At 42.6% G+C, this 18637-nt stretch carries 12 protein-coding genes and 1 tRNA gene; 9 read left to right on the top strand and 4 right to left on the bottom strand.

Annotated elements, in window-relative coordinates; translation table 11 throughout:
- Window positions 1–50 precede the first annotated feature (50 nt).
- Both LMH66_RS18660 and ilvY read right to left on the bottom strand, forming a co-directional pair.
- Entirely contained in the window at window positions 51–1283 is a 1233-nt protein-coding gene (locus LMH66_RS18660) for a YjgN family protein (protein ID WP_102529561.1), read from the bottom strand.
- 483 nt (window positions 1284–1766) lie between these two features.
- On the bottom strand, window positions 1767–2639 hold the full coding sequence (ilvY, locus tag LMH66_RS18655; protein ID WP_102529559.1) for an HTH-type transcriptional activator IlvY: 873 nt from the start codon (window positions 2637–2639) through the stop codon (window positions 1767–1769).
- A gap of 202 nt (window positions 2640–2841) precedes the next feature.
- Between ilvY and ilvC the strand changes: the two genes are divergently transcribed.
- The 7 genes from ilvC to LMH66_RS18620 all read left to right on the top strand — a co-directional run bounded on the left by ilvC (window position 2842) and on the right by LMH66_RS18620 (window position 12867).
- Complete coding sequence (gene ilvC, locus LMH66_RS18650; protein ID WP_229372212.1) at window positions 2842–4323, top strand: ketol-acid reductoisomerase; 1482 nt, start codon at window positions 2842–2844, stop codon at window positions 4321–4323.
- 570 nt (window positions 4324–4893) lie between these two features.
- Entirely contained in the window at window positions 4894–6579 is a 1686-nt protein-coding gene (gene ilvG, locus LMH66_RS18645) for an acetolactate synthase 2 catalytic subunit (protein ID WP_229372210.1), read from the top strand.
- Window positions 6576–6851: an acetolactate synthase 2 small subunit gene (gene ilvM, locus LMH66_RS18640; protein ID WP_229372208.1), complete on the top strand. Its 276-nt coding sequence runs from the start codon at window positions 6576–6578 to the stop codon at window positions 6849–6851. The genes ilvG and ilvM overlap by 4 nt, the downstream gene beginning before the upstream one ends.
- 31 nt (window positions 6852–6882) lie before the next feature.
- On the top strand, window positions 6883–7818 hold the full coding sequence (locus LMH66_RS18635; protein WP_102529554.1) for a branched-chain amino acid transaminase: 936 nt from the start codon (window positions 6883–6885) through the stop codon (window positions 7816–7818).
- A 115-nt stretch (window positions 7819–7933) separates the two neighbouring features.
- The gene (gene ilvD / locus LMH66_RS18630) at window positions 7934–9793 is read left to right on the top strand and encodes a dihydroxy-acid dehydratase (protein WP_229372205.1); all 1860 of its coding nucleotides are present in this window, start codon (window positions 7934–7936) and stop codon (window positions 9791–9793) included.
- Between the two features lie 118 nt (window positions 9794–9911).
- Entirely contained in the window at window positions 9912–11450 is a 1539-nt protein-coding gene (gene ilvA / locus LMH66_RS18625) for a threonine ammonia-lyase, biosynthetic (RefSeq protein WP_229372203.1), read from the top strand.
- 262 nt (window positions 11451–11712) lie between these two features.
- Window positions 11713–12867, top strand: coding sequence for a pyridoxal-phosphate-dependent aminotransferase family protein (locus tag LMH66_RS18620; protein ID WP_102529551.1), 1155 nt, complete (start codon window positions 11713–11715; stop codon window positions 12865–12867).
- A gap of 111 nt (window positions 12868–12978) precedes the next feature.
- Here LMH66_RS18620 and ubiK read toward each other — a convergent pair whose 3' ends face one another.
- Window positions 12979–13233, bottom strand: coding sequence for a ubiquinone biosynthesis accessory factor UbiK (ubiK, locus tag LMH66_RS18615; RefSeq protein WP_102529550.1), 255 nt, complete (start codon window positions 13231–13233; stop codon window positions 12979–12981).
- A 267-nt stretch (window positions 13234–13500) separates the two neighbouring features.
- Here ubiK and rep point away from each other — a divergent pair, with 267 nt between their 5' ends.
- Entirely contained in the window at window positions 13501–15513 is a 2013-nt protein-coding gene (gene rep / locus LMH66_RS18610; protein ID WP_229372201.1) for a DNA helicase Rep, read from the top strand.
- Between the two features lie 103 nt (window positions 15514–15616).
- Here the strand turns inward: rep and LMH66_RS18605 are convergent, their stop codons facing one another.
- A complete protein-coding gene (locus LMH66_RS18605) occupies window positions 15617–18265 on the bottom strand; it encodes a diguanylate cyclase domain-containing protein (protein WP_229372199.1) in 2649 nt (882 codons plus the stop codon).
- A 207-nt stretch (window positions 18266–18472) separates the two neighbouring features.
- On the opposite strand from LMH66_RS18605, the gene LMH66_RS18600 reads away from it, so the two are divergent.
- A tRNA-Arg gene (locus LMH66_RS18600) sits at window positions 18473–18549 on the top strand.
- Window positions 18550–18637 lie beyond the last annotated feature (88 nt).

Below are 18637 nucleotides of genomic sequence, written 5' to 3'. Positions count from 1 at the left end.
CTACTATCACTTATATAAATCAGCGAACATTTTTAGGCCTCTATCTGCTTTTACACAATACCGATATTAATATCGAAAGCATCTGCAACTTCATCTGCGATTGCTGTGCTGCTTTGTTGATCGTGGTCATGCACAGCTAACCTTGTTAAATCACCTTCAACCGCAGTCGTCTCTGCAAAGTATTTTGCAATGCGTACATCTGCCCAAGCTTTACCCATTCCCATTGTGACGATTAACAATAAAAGGTTGGTGATGACCAAATAAAGGAAACTTGATGTTTTCATTGAGGAGACCATTTGCAAGTCATCATCAAGACGGGTTTGACTGAAGACATAATTACGCACACAAACTTGTACGTACGCAGCGATCAGCATAGATACAATGAACATAAAGAAATAGCCAGCGAACATCATGCCAATCAACGCAGTGTTTTGTTTTAATGCAGCTTCAGATGCGCCATTTTGAATCAGTTCCATAATCGTGCCCATCAAGCCGAACACCATACTTAGCAGCGTAAATAAAAAACCAGCCGCGAAGAATAACCCGAGTGCTGTTAGGGCAATTTTTACGTATTGGCGCACTTCAAGTTTTGCAGCAAAAGCTTTATCGCCATATCGATATCCATTAATTAAGTACTGCGCGACACCAGCGCTAACCCAAGCGTAACAATAAATTGCAGCGGCAAAAAAGAACACGATACCAGTCGTAATGGCAATACCAACGACAATAGGATTGTCGGTGAACAGTTTAGTGACAATGCCGATACCGAAGCCACCAGCAAAGACAGCGACATAAGCCGCTAGTGGCTTTAATAAAAGGTTGAGATACGCACCGCTATAGGTACCTGTAAAATCAAATCTTACATTACGAAATCGTGTCATTCGGGCATCAAAACGTGCATTTCTGACTGCAAGAAAAGGGACTGCAAGCATAAATAGAATTGCCATGGAAATGGCTATTAGCGGCATACTGTTACTGAGAATTGACCAAGTGATTAGTAGTACAACTGCGATAATACGGCCAATTAAAATCTGCATTGGTTTAGCGAGATATTCAAACCTGTCACCGCCCAAATCCGTATTGCCATAGAAGTAATTATTTGTGCGTACTTTTGCCCACGCTGAATAGATCCCAAATGTGACCATGGTAAGCAAAACATTCACTATCCATATGCCAAAGAATTCACCGCCAATGCCATGAAATTTAAAAGATGTTTTAGTTGAGGGGGTTATTGCATTAACTGAAGTGGCACTTGTGCCTTGTGCTGAGTCTAGATTGCTCATTTATATTTCCTTCCGTTGGAATTAAGCTGCATATTAGAGCGTTAAATGACAAATAAATCAATGTACTTAATCAGTTAATAACATTTGATGCATAAGTAGCTAATGTAAATACTGGCAAGAGTGAATGTTTTAATGCCATATTTCCAAATCCTGACGCTGAAAAAGAATTGTGTCGGAGTCATTTCATTTAGATGTAGTACTCGAACAAATGCCTGCTGGGGTAGTTAAAGCATAAAAAGAAACCGATAGAAACCCAGATGAAGACGTTAAAGTTTCAACCATCAATCTGTCTGTATATTCTTATGCGTTATTAAAAAAGGTGAAGTCAACTCAGTGGGCGGCGGCTCGTTTTTAGTCGTGCCTTGAACTAAATTTTCATCGTCACTTGTCAATTGATAGTCAGCAATTTCTGATCATTTTTGGGTAACAATGGCAGGCTCTGTATCAACAAGAGGTGTTTGAGGTTTGCCAATCAAGCCCTAACTAAATCACATCTAAAAATGCTTTTAAAATGGGCTCTTGAATACGTTTTTCTTTACAACAACACCCGAGTTTAAAAGGGGGAATAAGCTGCGGTGACTCAAGCTTCACTAAGCGCTCCCTTACAGGGCTATTTTCGACAACTACTTCAGGGCTGATGCTCACACCACATCCCAGTGCCACCATCGATGTAATGGCTTCTTGGCCTGACACTTGTGCATAAATATTGGGCTTAAACCCCATCGCTTTAAACCAATTATCGGCTCTACGACGACCTGGTCCATGATCAGGCACGATAAAGGGTAGTTGTGCCCAGTTGATTGGCGTTTGATTGATCATCTGTTGGGCTTGGCAATGTATTGTTGGGGCGTAGACGTGCAAAGGTACTTGATCAATTTCTTCAAAATGTAGGCTGTTTGGAAGCGAATCAGGCAAGGCAATAATCGCAAAGTCGGCTCGATTGTGCTGGATCTCATCCACGGCATTGGCTGCATCACCAGTAATGAGAGTGATTTCAACTAAAGGATGCTCACGTCTGAAGCGATCTAACAATGCAGGCAAATGGCTATAAGCTGCAGTAACAGAACAATACAGATTAATACGTCCGTGAAGCAGGGGCTGGTCGGGGTCGATGCGACCTTTTAGATTAAGCCATTCTGATAATGTCTGCTCGGCGAAGCGCTTAAATTCATTACCTGCGTGGGTGATGCTGACACTGCGATTATCCCGTTCAAATAATTTGCAACCAACTTCTTCTTCTAAGCGTTGCAAGGCACGACTTAAGGTCGAAGGGCTGACATGGGTTTGTTCTGCTGTTTTGCCAAAATGCAGACTATCACATAGGTGTAAGTAGAGTTTTAACGCACGAATATCCATGAGATGGCCTTGTATAAGTCTTGGTTATTTATTGAACGATATAAGGTTTTACCAGTATTGCATAAAATGAAACGTTATGTTCCGAATATATCATTTTAAGCAATAACAAGCATGCGCTATAGTGACTTCAATCACAACTTCTGAGCACTTTGACTGCCAGAATGTTGCGTCTCAAATTTCTGAATTAAAGGTGGTATCTCAGATGGCTAACTATTTTAACTCTCTGAATTTACGTCAACAATTAGCTCAATTGGCACAATGCCGCTTTATGGACCGTACCGAGTTTAGTGACGGTTGTAATTTTATCAAAGATTGGAACATTGTGATCTTAGGTTGTGGGGCACAAGGCCTAAACCAAGGTCTGAACATGCGTGACTCAGGTTTAAATATTTCTTTTGCGCTACGTCCACAAGCCATTGCTGAAAAGCGCGCTTCTTGGAAGCAAGCAACCGACAACGGTTTCAAAGTAGGTACGTTCGAAGAATTAATTCCTGATGCAGATTTAGTGTTGAACTTAACCCCAGATAAGCAACATTCAAACGTTGTCAATGCGGTTATGCCATTAATGAAGCAAGGTTCAACATTATCTTATTCACACGGTTTTAATATCGTTGAAGAAGGCATGCAGGTTCGCCCTGACATCACTGTTGTGATGGTTGCACCTAAGTGTCCTGGTACTGAAGTACGTGAAGAATATAAGCGTGGTTTTGGTGTACCAACGCTAATCGCTGTTCACCCTGAAAACGACCCTAAAGGTGATGGTCTTGCCATTGCTAAAGCCTATGCAAGTGCTACAGGTGGCGATCGTGCAGGTGTTTTACTGTCTTCATTTGTCGCTGAAGTTAAGTCTGACTTGATGGGCGAGCAAACGATTCTTTGTGGCATGTTACAAACTGGTGCCATTCTTGGTTACGAGAAAATGGTTGCAGACGGTGTTGAGCCAGGCTACGCAGGAAAGTTAATCCAACAAGGTTGGGAAACGGTTACTGAAGCGCTGAAACATGGCGGCATCACTAACATGATGGACCGTTTATCAAACCCAGGCAAAGTGAAAGCATTTGAAGTTGCTGAAGAATTAAAAGTGATTCTTAAGCCACTATTTGAAAAGCACATGGATGACATCATCAGCGGTGAGTTTTCTCGCACCATGATGGCTGACTGGGCTAATGACGATGCAAACTTATTGCGTTGGAGAGCAGAAACCAACGAAACGGCATTTGAAAACTCACCTGTATCTGACGAGTACATTGATGAACAAACTTACTTTGATAAAGGCATTTTCTTAGTTGCTATGATCAAAGCGGGTGTGGAATTAGCATTCGATACAATGGTTGCTGCCGGCATCATCGAAGAGTCAGCTTATTATGAGTCTTTGCATGAAACGCCACTTATTGCGAACACTATTGCACGTAAACGTTTATACGAAATGAACGTCGTGATCTCTGATACTGCAGAATATGGTTGTTACTTATTCAACCACGCAGCAGTGCCATTATTAACTGATTACGTTAAGTCAATGTCATCTGAGTTACTTGGCGCTGGCCTTAAAGAAGGTTCAAACAGTGTTGATAATAAGCGTTTAATTGAAGTGAATGAAGCGATTCGTCATACCGATGTTGAGTTTATTGGTGCAGAGTTACGCGGTTACATGACTGATATGAAAGGTATTGTTGAAGCTAGCTAATATTTGTTGATTGTGTTGTGAAGTACCTGTTCAGCTAGGCTGTCGAGCAGGCATCAAATCTACTTTCAATGAATGATAAGTAGAAACAATCTATTGAAAATTAGGGGGGTAATTTAAGTTCACCGATGAATTTAAACTTACCTTCATAGCTTTAGATTTTTGTTGTTGTTTGCATTGTCTCGGCAGGGAAGCTGAATTTTTTTTACAACACAGGATTTTTTGTTGTGTTTATAAATCACTTTATGGTACTCCTATAGAGGATGAATTATAAACAAGTCTGGCACTGAGCCTGACTTAACAGAAAAGTTAACAAATATTTTTTAGGACTCAGTTATTTATGTTTAACCAAGCTGCCCAGCTCATTATTGTGATTATTACCGTCGTGATTATTAAGTCACCGCGGGGGTGGCGTTTGGCAACGAGACTGAGTTAATAGTCAGAATTTGCAAAAACCCCCGCTCCGAAAGGACCGGGGGTTTTTTGTTTTATGGGCTTTAACAATCACTGTGACTATGTCGCTTTATCAAAAATATTTAATTTTAAACGCAGATCAATGACGAGAGTATCAATATGGAATCAGGGCAGAAAATGCGTGGTGCAGACGCAGTCATCAAAGTTTTAGCCGCACACGGTGTGACCACGGTATTTGGTTATCCTGGTGGCGCAATTATGCCGATTTACGATGCACTCTATGGTCACCCAGTAGAACACCTTTTGAGTCGCCATGAACAAGGCGCTGCATTTGCCGCAGTCGGTTATGCTAGAGCAAGTGGTAAAACAGGGGTGTGTTTCGCGACATCAGGACCCGGTGCCACTAACCTTATTACCTCTTTGTCTGATGCGCTATTGGACTCAGTGCCTGTTGTTGCGATAACTGGCCAAGTCTCTACCGCCGTAATTGGTACCGATGCCTTTCAAGAAATCGATGTATTGGGGATGTCATTATCATGCACCAAACACAGCTTTATGGTCACCGATATTAATGAATTAATTCCAACCTTATATAAAGCGTTTGAAATCGCGGCTTCAGGCCGCCCAGGTCCAGTATTAGTTGATATACCTAAAGACATCCAAATAGCTGAGCTTGAGTATAAAACACCATTACTGACTGTCACTGAAGAGCCTGTACCTGAAGTCACAGCCATAGATGCTGCACGTGAATTATTACAGCAAGCAAAGAAACCCATTTTATATGTTGGTGGTGGCGTAGGCATGGCTGGCGCGGTCGATCATTTGCGTCAGTTTATTGATAAAACAGGTATTCCATCTGTTGCCACATTGAAAGGCTTAGGCGCCATTGCTCATGGCACTAAAGGTTACCTTGGTATGTTAGGCATGCATGGTGGCAAAGCGGCAAATTTAGCGGTGCAGTCATGCGATCTATTGATTGTTGTCGGTGCACGTTTTGATGATCGGGTGACTGGGCGTTTAGCCACTTTTGCTGGAAACGCCAAAGTATTGCACCTTGATATCGATATTGCCGAAATTAACAAGCTACGTCAGGCTGATGTAGCGATTTCAGCAGATTTCCGTCAAGTGTTACCCGCCCTTGCAGCATCATTAGATATGCAAACTGAATTGACCCAATGGCAACAAGAAGTGGAAGACTTATACCGTGAGCATCAATGGGATTATCAACACCCTGGCGATCTTATCTATGCTCCAGCAATGTTACGCCGCTTAGCTAATAAATTACCAGAAGACAGTGTCGTGAGTTGTGATGTTGGGCAGCACCAAATGTGGGTGGCGCAGCACATGTGGTTCCGCCGTCCTGAGGACCATTTATCTAGTGCGGGTTTAGGCACTATGGGGTTTGGCTTACCAGCAGCAATTGGCGCTCAAGTTGCTCGACCTGATGCGACCGTTGTAACGGTATCCGGTGATGGCTCATTCATGATGAATGTACAAGAACTTACCACCATCAAACGTCGTAAATTACCCGTAAAAATACTGCTTATTGATAACCAAAAATTAGGCATGGTAAAGCAATGGCAGCAATTGTTTTTTGAGCAACGTTATAGCGAAACTGATTTATCCGATAATCCTGATTTTGTATTAATGGCATCAGCGTTTGATATTCCAGGCCGCACCATTCATCGCGCTGAAGAAGTAGAAGCCGCGCTTGATGAAATGCTCGCAACCCCAGGGCCTTTTATGCTGCATGTCGCTATTGATGATGCGTTTAATGTATGGCCGTTAGTCCCACCAGGGGCATGTAACAGTGACATGATGGACCAAATGGAGAAGCAAACATGATGCATGCAGTTGAATTAAGATTAAAGCCGCAGCCTGAGGTGCTAGAGCGTGTTTTACGTGTGACACGTCATCGCGGCTTTACCGTGACAGAATTAACCATGACCGTAAATGAAGACAGTACATTAAAAGTGAATTTTGATGTCGAAAGTGAGCGAGTGATTGGATTGTTAACACATCAACTGACTAAGTTATTTGATGTGCTTGATTGCCAAGTGCTCACAAGCTCAACAGTGCCAGTTGGAGCTGAAACACCAGCTTCAGTAAGCGCTTAACCATTCATCAATATTCAACAAGGAAAACATTATGGCTGCGACACAATCAGAACTCATTTGGTTTAATGGTGAAATCATGCCTTGGCAGAACGCCAAAGTACACGTGATGACTCACGCAATGCATTACGGCACCTCAGTATTTGAAGGCATTCGTATTTATGATACTCACCTTGGCCCAGCGGGTTTTCGGTTAACAGATCATGTGCAGCGTCTGTTTGATTCAGCCAAAATTTACCGGATGAATGTGCCTTATAGTTTTGATCAAGTGATGCAAGCCTGTAATGACTCAGTCATGAGTAATAACTTACCGAGCGCGTATATTCGTCCGTTAATATTTTTAGGGGATGTAGGCATGGGGATCACCCCGCCAATTGATGCCCAATGTGATATGGTCGTAGCGGCTTTTGCATGGGGAGCATACCTAGGTGAAGACAGCATGGATGCAGGTGTTGATGTTGCGGTCACTTCATGGCAACGGTTGGCGCCAAATACGATTCCTACAGGCGCTAAAGCGGGGGGGAATTATTTATCTTCACTGCAAATTTCGACCGAAGCAAAACGTAATGGCTTTGATGAAGGTATTGCACTTGATACCAACGGTTTAGTCAGTGAAGGCGCAGGGGCTAACTTATTTGTGGTTAAAAACAATAAGATTTATACCCCGCCAGCAACAGCGGCAATTTTGAAAGGGATCACCCGAGATACCATCATGGTGTTAGCTAAAGACTTAGGCTATGAAGTGATTGAAGAAGCAATGGCACGTGAGTTTTTGTACGTTGCAGACGAGATTTTTATGACAGGCACAGCAGCTGAAATTGTCCCTGTTAGAAGTGTTGATCGCATCGAAGTGGGCGCGGGCAAACGCGGCCCAGTGACCAAACAAGTTCAGAGCAGTTTTTTTGGCCTCTTTAATGGTGAAACCGAAGATAAATGGGGCTGGCTAGAACCGCTTAAAAAGTCAGTATAAAACTGGCTACAAATAATAATGAAAAATCCTGTGAGTAGTCTATTAACTACCAAAACATGACCATATTTGACCAATTCCATCGAAAATAATGGAATGACAAAGGAAGGAAAAAACAATGCCTAAACTACGCTCAGCAACCAGTACTGAAGGTCGCAACATGGCAGGAGCACGCGCGTTATGGCGTGCAACTGGTGTAAAAGAAAAGGATTTTGGTAAACCAATTATTGCCATTTCAAACTCGTTTACTCAATTTGTTCCGGGGCATGTGCATTTAAAAGATATGGGCCAATTGGTTGCAGGCGCAATTGAAGAAGCGGGTGGTATTGCTAAAGAGTTCAATACCATTGCAGTCGATGATGGTATTGCTATGGGTCACGGCGGCATGCTTTACAGCCTACCTTCTCGCGAGCTGATTGCCGACAGTGTTGAATACATGGTGAATGCGCATTGTGCTGATGCATTAGTGTGTATTTCTAACTGTGACAAAATTACTCCTGGCATGTTGATGGCGGCGTTAAGACTGAATATTCCCGTCGTTTTTGTGTCAGGTGGCCCAATGGAAGCGGGTAAAACTAAGCTTTCAGATCAAATCATTAAACTCGATTTAGTCGATGCAATGGTGGCAGGTGCAGATACTAATGTCAGTGATGAAGACAGCAAGCAAATTGAACGAAGCGCTTGTCCAACATGTGGTTCTTGTTCAGGTATGTTCACTGCGAACTCAATGAACTGTTTAACTGAAGCATTAGGTCTGTCTTTGCCTGGTAATGGTTCTCTTCTTGCCACACACGCAGCTCGTCGTAACCTATTTTTAGAAGCCGGTCGCCGCGTTATGGATCTTGCGACCCGTTATTATCGTGATGACGATGACAGTGTTTTGCCACGTAATATCGCTTCATTTAAGTCATTCGAAAACGCGATGGCATTGGATATCGCTATGGGTGGTTCATCTAATACCGTTTTACATTTGATTGCTGCAGCGCAAGAAGGTGAAGTCGATTTCACCATGGATGACATTGATAGAATGTCTCGCTTGGTGCCGCATTTATGTAAAGTCGCCCCTTCAACACCGAAATACCACATGGAAGATGTGCATCGTGCTGGTGGTGTGATGGGCATTTTAGGTGAATTAGACAGAGCCGGTTTATTACATACCGACGTACCGCATGTTGCTGCTGATAACGGTGGAAACTTAAAGTCAGTGTTAGCCAAATATGATATTGCTCAAACTCAAGATGCGGATGTCAGACGCTTTTACAGTGCAGGTCCTGCAGGTATCCCTACCCAAACGGCATTCAGTCAAGACTGTTACTGGGATAGCGTAGATGATGATCGTCAAGAAGGCTGTATTCGTACTCGTGAAAACGCTTTTAGCCAAGAAGGTGGCTTAGCGGTGTTATCGGGTAACGTGGCTGAAAATGGCTGTATCGTTAAAACTGCGGGTGTAGATGAAGAAAACCTCACCTTTACGGGTAGTGCAAGAATATACGAAAGCCAAGATGATGCTGTTGATGGCATTTTAGGTGGTGAAGTGGTTGCCGGTGATGTGGTTGTTATCCGTTATGAAGGCCCTAAAGGTGGCCCTGGAATGCAAGAAATGTTGTATCCAACCACTTATCTTAAATCCCGTGGTTTAGGTAAAGCATGCGCACTTATCACCGATGGTCGTTTTTCAGGTGGGACTTCTGGATTATCAATTGGCCATATCTCACCAGAAGCAGCGGCTGGTGGCACCATTGCGTTAGTTGAGAATGGCGATCAAATTGAGATTGATATTCCATCTCGTAGTATCAAATTAGCCGTTTCGGATGCTGAGCTGGCTAAGCGTAAAGCGGCAATGGATGCCAAAGGTCCATTAGCGTGGAAACCTGTTAGCCGTGAGCGTTATGTGTCATTAGCACTTAAAGCGTATGCTTTATTGGCAACCAGTGCCGATAAAGGCGCGATTCGCGACCGCAGTAAGTTAGAAGGCTAAGCGAATAGATTAAGCTTATTATCAGCACATTCTTACTATCCTAAACCCTATGTTCTTAGGTAAAGATATTAAGAATGTGTGCATTTGAAATATAACCAACACTGATGGAATTAAGCCTATGTCTTTAGCACAAGAGTATTTGCAAAAAACGCTGCTGTCATCAGTTTACGACGTAGCGAAAGTTACGCCGCTGTCGAGTTTAAATAAATTATCGGCTCGCTTAGGTAGTCAGGTTTATCTTAAGCGTGAAGATATGCAACCAGTGCATTCGTTTAAATTGCGTGGTGCATATAACCGTATGTCACAGCTAACGCCGCAGCAATGTAAAGACGGTGTGGTGTGCGCTTCTGCGGGCAACCATGCTCAAGGTGTGGCAATGTCAGCAGCCAGTAGAGGCATTGATGCAGTCATTGTTATGCCTGGCACGACCCCAGAAATTAAAATCGATGCTGTAAAAAGACTCGGTGGCAATGTGGTGTTATTTGGTGAAGCGTTTGATCAAGCAAACGAGCATGCTAAGCAATTAGCCGAAACGGAAAATCGCACATATATAGCCCCGTTTGATGACGAAGCTGTAATAGCAGGTCAAGGCACAATTGCCCAAGAAATGCTACAGCAACAACGCGACCTTGATACCGTATTTGTACCAGTAGGTGGTGGTGGATTAATTGCAGGTATTGCAGCTTATTACAAAGCGGTGATGCCTCAAGTTAAAATTGTCGGTGTTGAACCTGAAGATGCCGCTTGTTTAAAAGCGGCCATGGAAGCTGGCGAGCCAGTGACATTATCGCAAGTTGGCTTATTTGCTGATGGCGTAGCAGTAAAACGCATTGGTGAGGAACCTTTCAGAGTCGCGAAAGATTATGTCGATGAGGTCATAACGGTAACATCAGATGAAATCTGCGCAGCGGTTAAAGATATTTTTGAAGATACCCGCGCTATATCAGAACCCGCAGGTGCATTGTCTGTTGCTGGACTTAAAAAATACATACAGCAGCATCCAAAAGAAGCGGGCAAAGGTGAGAAGGTTGCGGCGATATTAAGTGGCGCCAATGTCAATTTTCATAGTTTACGTTATGTGTCTGAGCGCTGTGAGTTGGGTGAACAAAAAGAAGCCGTGTTAGCAGTAAAAGTGCCTGAAAAACCGGGCAGCTTTTTACGTTTTTGCCAGATTCTCAATAAACGGGCAATGACAGAGTTTAACTATCGTTTTAATAGTCGTGACAGCGCAGTGGTGTTTGCAGGTATTCGCATTAGCCAAGGTCAAGCTGAGTTAGATGAGATTATTACCAACTTAGAAGCTGAAGGTTTTCAGGTTCAGGATTTATCTGAAGATGAAACCGCCAAGCTTCATGTGCGCTATATGGTCGGTGGTCGCCCACCAGAGCCGTTAGATGAGCGCTTGTTTAGCTTTGAGTTTCCAGAGCACCCAGGGGCGTTACTTAAGTTTTTAACCACGCTTCAAAGCCAATGGAATATCAGCTTATTCCATTACCGTAATCATGGGGCAGCATTTGGTCGTGTATTGGCGGGGTTTGAAGTACCCGCTTCTGATGAGGCGGCATTCGCCCAGTTTTTGACTGATTTAGGTTTTGTTTATCAAGAAGAAACTCAAAGCCCTGCTTATCAGCTCTTTTTAAGTTCAGGTCAGCATTAGCCTCACCTTTTTTATCATCTTGACTCATCAAAATAGCTTCTTCGGGAAGCTATTTTATTTGGGGTTAGATAAGTACTAAAAAGGCTTTTTAGCTAATAAATTTCATGTGGATAGCGCCTTTTGGTCTATCTGTGTGTTATTGTCATTTCAGCCCAAAGAGGCAATAGCCGCAAACGAGATAATATTCGGTGGCGTTAAATAAAATTAAAAATGTAGGTTTCATTGAGCTATTACAAATTGACCTCGAGCCAAGGAGACTTTGATGTTATCTGTACCAACAATTTCAGCACCAAGTATTAATGCTTTTAATCCACCACGTCGCACGCTAATGGGGCCTGGCCCTTCAGATGTGTATCCAGAAGTACTTGCTGCACAAGCTAAGCCAACCATCGGTCATTTAGACCCATTATTTGTCGCAATGATGGATGAGTTAAAGTCCCTTATTCAATACGCCTTTCAAACTGAAAACGAAATGACCTTAGCCGTGTCTGCACCTGGCAGTGCGGGAATGGAAACGTGTTTTGTTAACTTGGTTGAAGCTGGCGAAAAAGTCATTGTTTGTCGCAATGGTGTCTTTGGCGAGCGTATGCGCCAAAACGTTGAACGTGTGGGTGCCACTGCTGTTGTCGTCGATAACGAGTGGGGCGAACCCGTTTCTGTCGAGGCCGTAGAAGCAGCGCTGAAAGCGAACCCTGATGCTAAGTTTCTCGCATTTGTGCATGCTGAAACCTCAACCGGCGCATTATCTGACGCTAAAAGCTTATGTGCTTTAGCGCAGCAACATGATTGTATTTCAATCGTTGATGCTGTGACCTCGCTTGGTGGTGTTGAGCTACGTGTTGATGAATGGGGCATTGACGCCATATATTCTGGTAGTCAGAAGTGTCTTTCATGTGTACCAGGTATTTCACCTGTGTCATTTTCTGATAAAGCCGTCGCGAAAATCAAAAGTCGAACTACGCCTGTGCAAAGTTGGTTTTTAGATCAAACTTTAGTGATGGGCTATTGGGGTAATAAAGACAGCGGTGCTAAACGAAGCTACCACCATACTGCGCCAGTGAATGCCTTATATGCGTTACATGAGTCATTACGACTACTCGCCACTGAAGGCTTAGAAAATGCCTGGCAGCGTCATGCTGATATGCACCAATTATTACGCAGTGGCCTTGAACAATTAGGATTGAACTTTGTTGTTGATGAGTCGTGTCGTTTACCACAGCTGAACGCAGTATACATTCCACAGGGCGCAGATGATGCGTTAGTGAGAAAGCAATTACTGGAAAATTATAATCTTGAAATCGGTGCAGGATTGGGTGCTCTGGCTGGTAAAGCTTGGCGTATCGGTTTGATGGGGTATGCTGCCCGCCGCGAAAACGTCGCTTTATGTTTGCGCGCATTAGATGAAGTGCTTAATTAGCACTTAATTAGCACTTAATTAGAGACTAACTTCGTTAAGTGAGCATAAAAAAATGGCGTCCTAGGATGCCATTTTTGTTTTATCGTTAATTGAATCTACTACCAGCTGGAGTTATGCGTCAGCTGAAAGCTTTTTTTCTAATTCTTCAACTTGAGCTTGTAATGCTTCGAGTTTTTCACGGGTTTTTAGTAACACGTGCTGCTGAACTTCAAACTCTTCACGAGAAACGACATCTAATTTCATTAGTTGGCTTTGTAAAACTTGCTTTGAACGCTCTTCGAATTCGCCTGCAAATTGCTTTACACCACTAGGAAGGTTATCACTCAGCTGCTTAGCAACTTCTTCAAGTTTTTTTGGATTAATCATCGTCAATACCATCTTCAATTAGGTTTCTTGTTTATGAGTTAATTGTACCTGAGCCCGTCTGCATGTCCAAAGTTATCGCTCAGCTTGTGTGATGGTTCTAACATTGCAGGGGAGAGCTTGATAATCAATACGCTTGCTATGCCGCTTTCGATCGAATCGCCTTAAGGGTTAACCGAATAGTGATATCGTTGAATTTAATCATTGTCGATCGCTGCTTTCTGGTATGATCGCACTCCGTTTATTTTCGTTATTGGTAAAGTCGACAGCATGAAGTTAAATCCTGGGCAAAATGATGCCGTTCACTATGTTTCTGGACCTTGTTTAGTCTTAGCAGGGGCAGGCAGTGGTAAAACTCGGGTAATTATTAACAAAATTGAATACTTAGTCGAAAAGTGTGGCTACAAGGCGCGCAATATTGCCGCTGTGACTTTTACCAATAAAGCTGCGCGTGAAATGAAAGAGCGTGTTTCACAATCGATGGGACGCAAAGAAGCTCGTGGATTATGGATCTCTACATTCCATACGCTGGGGTTAGAGATCATCAAGCGTGAGCATAAAGTGGTCGGTTTAAAAGCAGGCTTTTCGCTGTTTGATGATCAAGATACCTTTGCACTGCTTAAAGAGCTTACAGAAGATGAGCTTGAAGAAGATAAAGATCTTATTAAAGCCCTCGCCAGTGCCATTTCTAATTGGAAAGGCGACTTAGTCATTCCTGATCAAGCGCTTAAACGTGGCGGTGATGAACAAACGCAATTATTTGCTAAATTATATCAACGCTATGCGCAGCACATGAAAGCCTACAATGCGCTAGATTTTGATGATCTTATTTTGCTGCCGACATTATTATTACGTAACAATGAAGAAGTGCGTACTCGCTGGCAAACTCGTTTTCAGTACTTGCTGGTGGATGAATACCAAGATACCAATACCAGCCAATATGAATTGGTGAAGCTATTAGTGGGTGAACGAGCTCGTTTTACCGTGGTAGGTGATGATGACCAATCCATTTATTCGTGGCGTGGTGCGAAACCACAAAACTTGGTGTTATTGGGCAAAGACTTCCCGCAATTACGCTTAATCAAGCTAGAGCAAAATTACCGCTCTAGCCAAAGAATTTTGCGTGCAGCGAATATCCTGATTGCTAACAACCCCCATGTTTACGATAAAAAACTGTTCAGTGAACTCGCTTACGGTGAGCCGCTCAGAGTGTTGTTTGCCGCCAATGAAGAGCAAGAGGCCGAACGTGTTATCGCTGAGATAGTTCGTCATAAGTTTATGGGCAAAACTAAATTTGGTGATTATGCGATCTTGTATCGAGGTAACCATCAATCAAGGCTGTTAGAGCGCGCCTTAATGACCAACCGGATCCCTTACAAGTTATCTGGTGGTACGTCGTTTTTCGCCCGCGCAGAAATTAAAGACATCATGGCTTACTTACGTTTAGTAGTGAACCCTGATGATGACAATGCATTTTTACGTGTGGTGAACTTGCCTAAGCGTGGTATTGGCCCTGCAACGCTTGAGCGTCTTGGTAATTACGCCAATCAAAAACATATCTCGATGTTTGAAGCGATTTTTCAGGCAGAGCTTAATCATCATTTAGCGCCTGCGGCAATGGCCTCCCTGTATCAGTTCGGTAAGTTTATTGTTGATACCGGTGAAATTGCCACTCGCGGTGAACCTGTAGATGCAATTAAACAGCTTATTCGTAAGATAAATTACGAAGATTACCTATATGAAACCAGTACCAGTGCCAAAGCGGCTGAAATGCGAATGAAAAATATTTCAGAGTTATACCGTTGGGTGACTGAAATGCTGGAAGGTGATGAATTAGATGAGCCGATGACATTACCAGAAGTGGTAACGCGCCTTACTTTACGTGACATGATGGAACGCAACCAAGAAGATGAAGGTGGCGATCAAGTTCAATTGATGACACTGCATGCTTCAAAAGGCTTGGAGTACCCATATGTGTTTATGGTGGGTACTGAAGAGCGTATTTTACCGCATCAATCGAGCATCGATGAGGATAATGTTGATGAAGAGCGCCGTTTAGCTTATGTGGGCATTACACGTGCACAAAAAGAGTTATGGTTTACTATGTGCCGCGAACGTCGCCAGTTTGGTGAAACCATGCGCTGCGAACCCAGCAGATTTTTGCTGGAATTACCGCAAGATGATTTGATTTGGGAAAACCGTAAGCCAAAACAAACTGAGCAAGAAAAAGCGCAATCGGCTAAAACCAATATTGCTAATATTCGAGATATGTTTAAAAAATAGCAATATCTCTTCAATATTCGCCTTATGGCTTATGGCTTATGAGTTGTGCTATCGGTTAAAAAATGAGTCTTGGCTCAATCAGCTTAGCAAGCAACGCAATGCATTAAGCTTGGGTTAACTCAGCGATATCGACCTCTTCGCTATGTTGAGTTAACACTAAGTTTACCAGTGAAAATACCTGCCCTTGACCTTGAATGTAACCTAACTCTTCTAATATCTGCTTTTGCTTTTGAGTGTCTACACCTTCTGCAAAAATCTTAAAGCCCAATGTTGTTGCAATCAGCTGGTAGGCTTTTGCTAGCTGCAATTGCTTATCGTTGACTAAGTGTTGGCTGATATCGGCATCGAGTTTTAGGGCTTTAATTGGTAAGAAGCTCAAACTACTTAATGAGCTATATCCGGTGCCGTAGCCATTAATGCCAATATTGATACCAAGTTCTGATAGTGATTCGAAGGCGCTAATATGGTTGGTGCTGTCTTGAACAAAGGCTTTCTCGTTAAAAAACACCCACAATTTAGATGCACAAATTTTGCTGCGCTTGATGGTATTCCGTAAGCTGCGCAGTCCATATTTATGCTTAATATGCTGACTTGAAAGCGGCATATGTATTTGTATTTTCTCACCTAGACCATTGGCGAGAGCCTGATAATGTTCATCGATATACTTAAAAATATAATCATCTAACATCGTCATGGTCTGAGTTTGGTTAGCAAGTGAAGTGAGTTGCTCGTTATCGATTAAGCCTTGAGAAGGATGCTGCCAATAACTAATAGGCTCATAAGCTATGATTTCTTTGTCATCAAAAGACACCACAGGGGTTAATTCAACCACAATGTCATTTTGTTCTATGGCATTTAAAAAATCTTGTTCTAATTCAATGCGTTGATTGAAATGATATTCAGTTTGTCTATCAAATATCACGTAACAACCTTTGCCTTTTGATTTTGCTTGATACATTGCCGTATCTGCATTTCTTAAGATAGATTCGCTAGTATCTGATGAAGCCACACAACTGAATGCAACCCCAATACTGGCACCTGAAATCACTTGCTGCTGCGCTAAAGTGTATGGTTCTGAAATGGTCTCTAATATTCGCTCGCAGACATCTTCAGCATCTTTATGCTGGTGGATTGAATCTAATAGAATGACAAATTCATCGCCACCGAGGCGCGCTAAGGTATCGTTTTCGCGAATACATAACTTAAGGCGCGTAGAGGTTTCGATTAAGAACCTGTCACCTTCTAAATGGCCTAGAGTGTCATTGATTTGCTTAAACCCATCTAAATCAATAAAGAGTAAGGCAAACTGTTCTTTTGGGTGGCGGCGAATATGTTTGATGGCTTGAGTTAATCGTTCCATAAAGAAGCTACGATTAGGTAAACCAGTTAAGTTATCGTGTTTAGCATCATATACCAGTTGCGCTTCCATTTTTTTTCGCTGCATGATTTGACGTTGTAAATTGTCATTCATTTCAGCGATGGCCTTGGTGCGTTTTTCTACTTTATCTTCTAATAATTCATGGCTACGTTTTAATTGTTCAACAGCGAATTTACGTTCAATGGCATTGGCAATATGTTGAGAGACAAATGTCAGCAGTTCTAAATCTCTTGCAGCATAAGAGTTCTGATCTGTCAGGCTATAAATAGTTAAGCCGCCAGCAACCTCGCCATGGATAAATAATGGAATACCAATCCATTGTTTCATGGTTTGAGTATGGTTTAGCGCTGGGTTGGTGCCATAGATCTCACCCGCATGGACCATGTCTTGAATATCTTGCTGGCTAAGAAGTTTGGGTTGTTTGTGTTTTAAAATAAATTCGGTTAAACCATCTTGCATCGCCCTAGGCTTTGGCGGCTCACTACTCATTTGCGAGACATAAAAAGGAAAAGACAAGGTTTGTGAGGCTTTATGCACGAGTGAGATAAAGCAGTTCTCTGCTGGAAGTAATTGGCTAATGACTTGATGGATTTTGGGGTAAAAGTCAGCTTCACTGACATCTGATGCTGAAAGATCGGCTATTTGGAATAACGACTTTTGTAACTTTTCTGCTTTCATTCTTTCTTGAACTTCAAGCTTCACTTTATCGTACGCTTTGCTCAGTTCTTTGGTGCGCTGAACAATGGCGATTTCAAGCTCTTCGTTATGGCGCAAGCGTTCCATAACCCCAGAAATATGGTGACAAATAAATCCCATCAATTCGAGCTCAAGTTCGCCGTAACTAATATCGTTACTGTAACTTTGAACTACGAGTACACCTGAGACAATATTATTATGTTTGATTGGTACCCCAAGCCACTGCAAACAAGCAGAGCCGAGGTCATCAATGAAACCTTGTGACACCAGCTGATCAAATCGCTGGGCATCACAAAAGAGTGGCTCACCTGTTTTTAAGACATAACCGGTGATCCCACGCTCTAATAAAGAAGATAATTCTTCGTCAGGATACAGTTCAGAAGGGTGGGAGTCTTTTTCATCGGCAAAAAAAGGTAAAGTGATGTTACCTGTTTCACGATCTATTGAAGCAATAAAAAAATTATCAGCAGGAATTAAACTTTGCAGATGATTGTGGACACCTTGATAAAAAGCATCAAGTGAAACCACATGGGTCGCAATGTTAGAAATCTCTAATAAGGCATTTTGAATGATTTCAGCGCGTTTATACTTTGTTGCTAAGCGCCTAAGCCTCGATACCCTTTTTTGAAGGTGCTCGATATTTTTACAACTATTAGAAGGGAGTCTTCCCTTTTCCATGATGCTCCCTCAATCCTTTTGAGAAATATAACCATCTTTGAGTATATGAAAGTTCCTCGATAAAGGGAACTATCAAGAGTTTAAAATGAAAAATGCTTAAAAACATCACAATTTACTCAAAACTTGAGCAAACGAACAAAAAAGTTATAAACAAAGGTGGACGTGAAGGTGATTTATCCCTATTATGTGCGTCGCTAACCAAGGCGAGCGCCCATAGCTCAGCTGGATAGAGCGTACCCCTCCGGAGGGTAAGGCCGAAGGTTCGAATCCTTCTGGGCGCACCATTCGGTAACGTTCGTTAGCAAGATTGAAATCAGTGGTGATTGTAGCTCAGTTGGTAGAGCCCCGGATTGTGATTCCGGTTGTCGTGGG

This window comes from Shewanella sp. 10N.7 (genome assembly GCF_020806285.1).
Lineage (GTDB): Bacteria > Pseudomonadota > Gammaproteobacteria > Enterobacterales > Shewanellaceae > Shewanella > Shewanella electrodiphila.
This window is presented reverse-complemented; position numbering and strand designations above follow the sequence as displayed.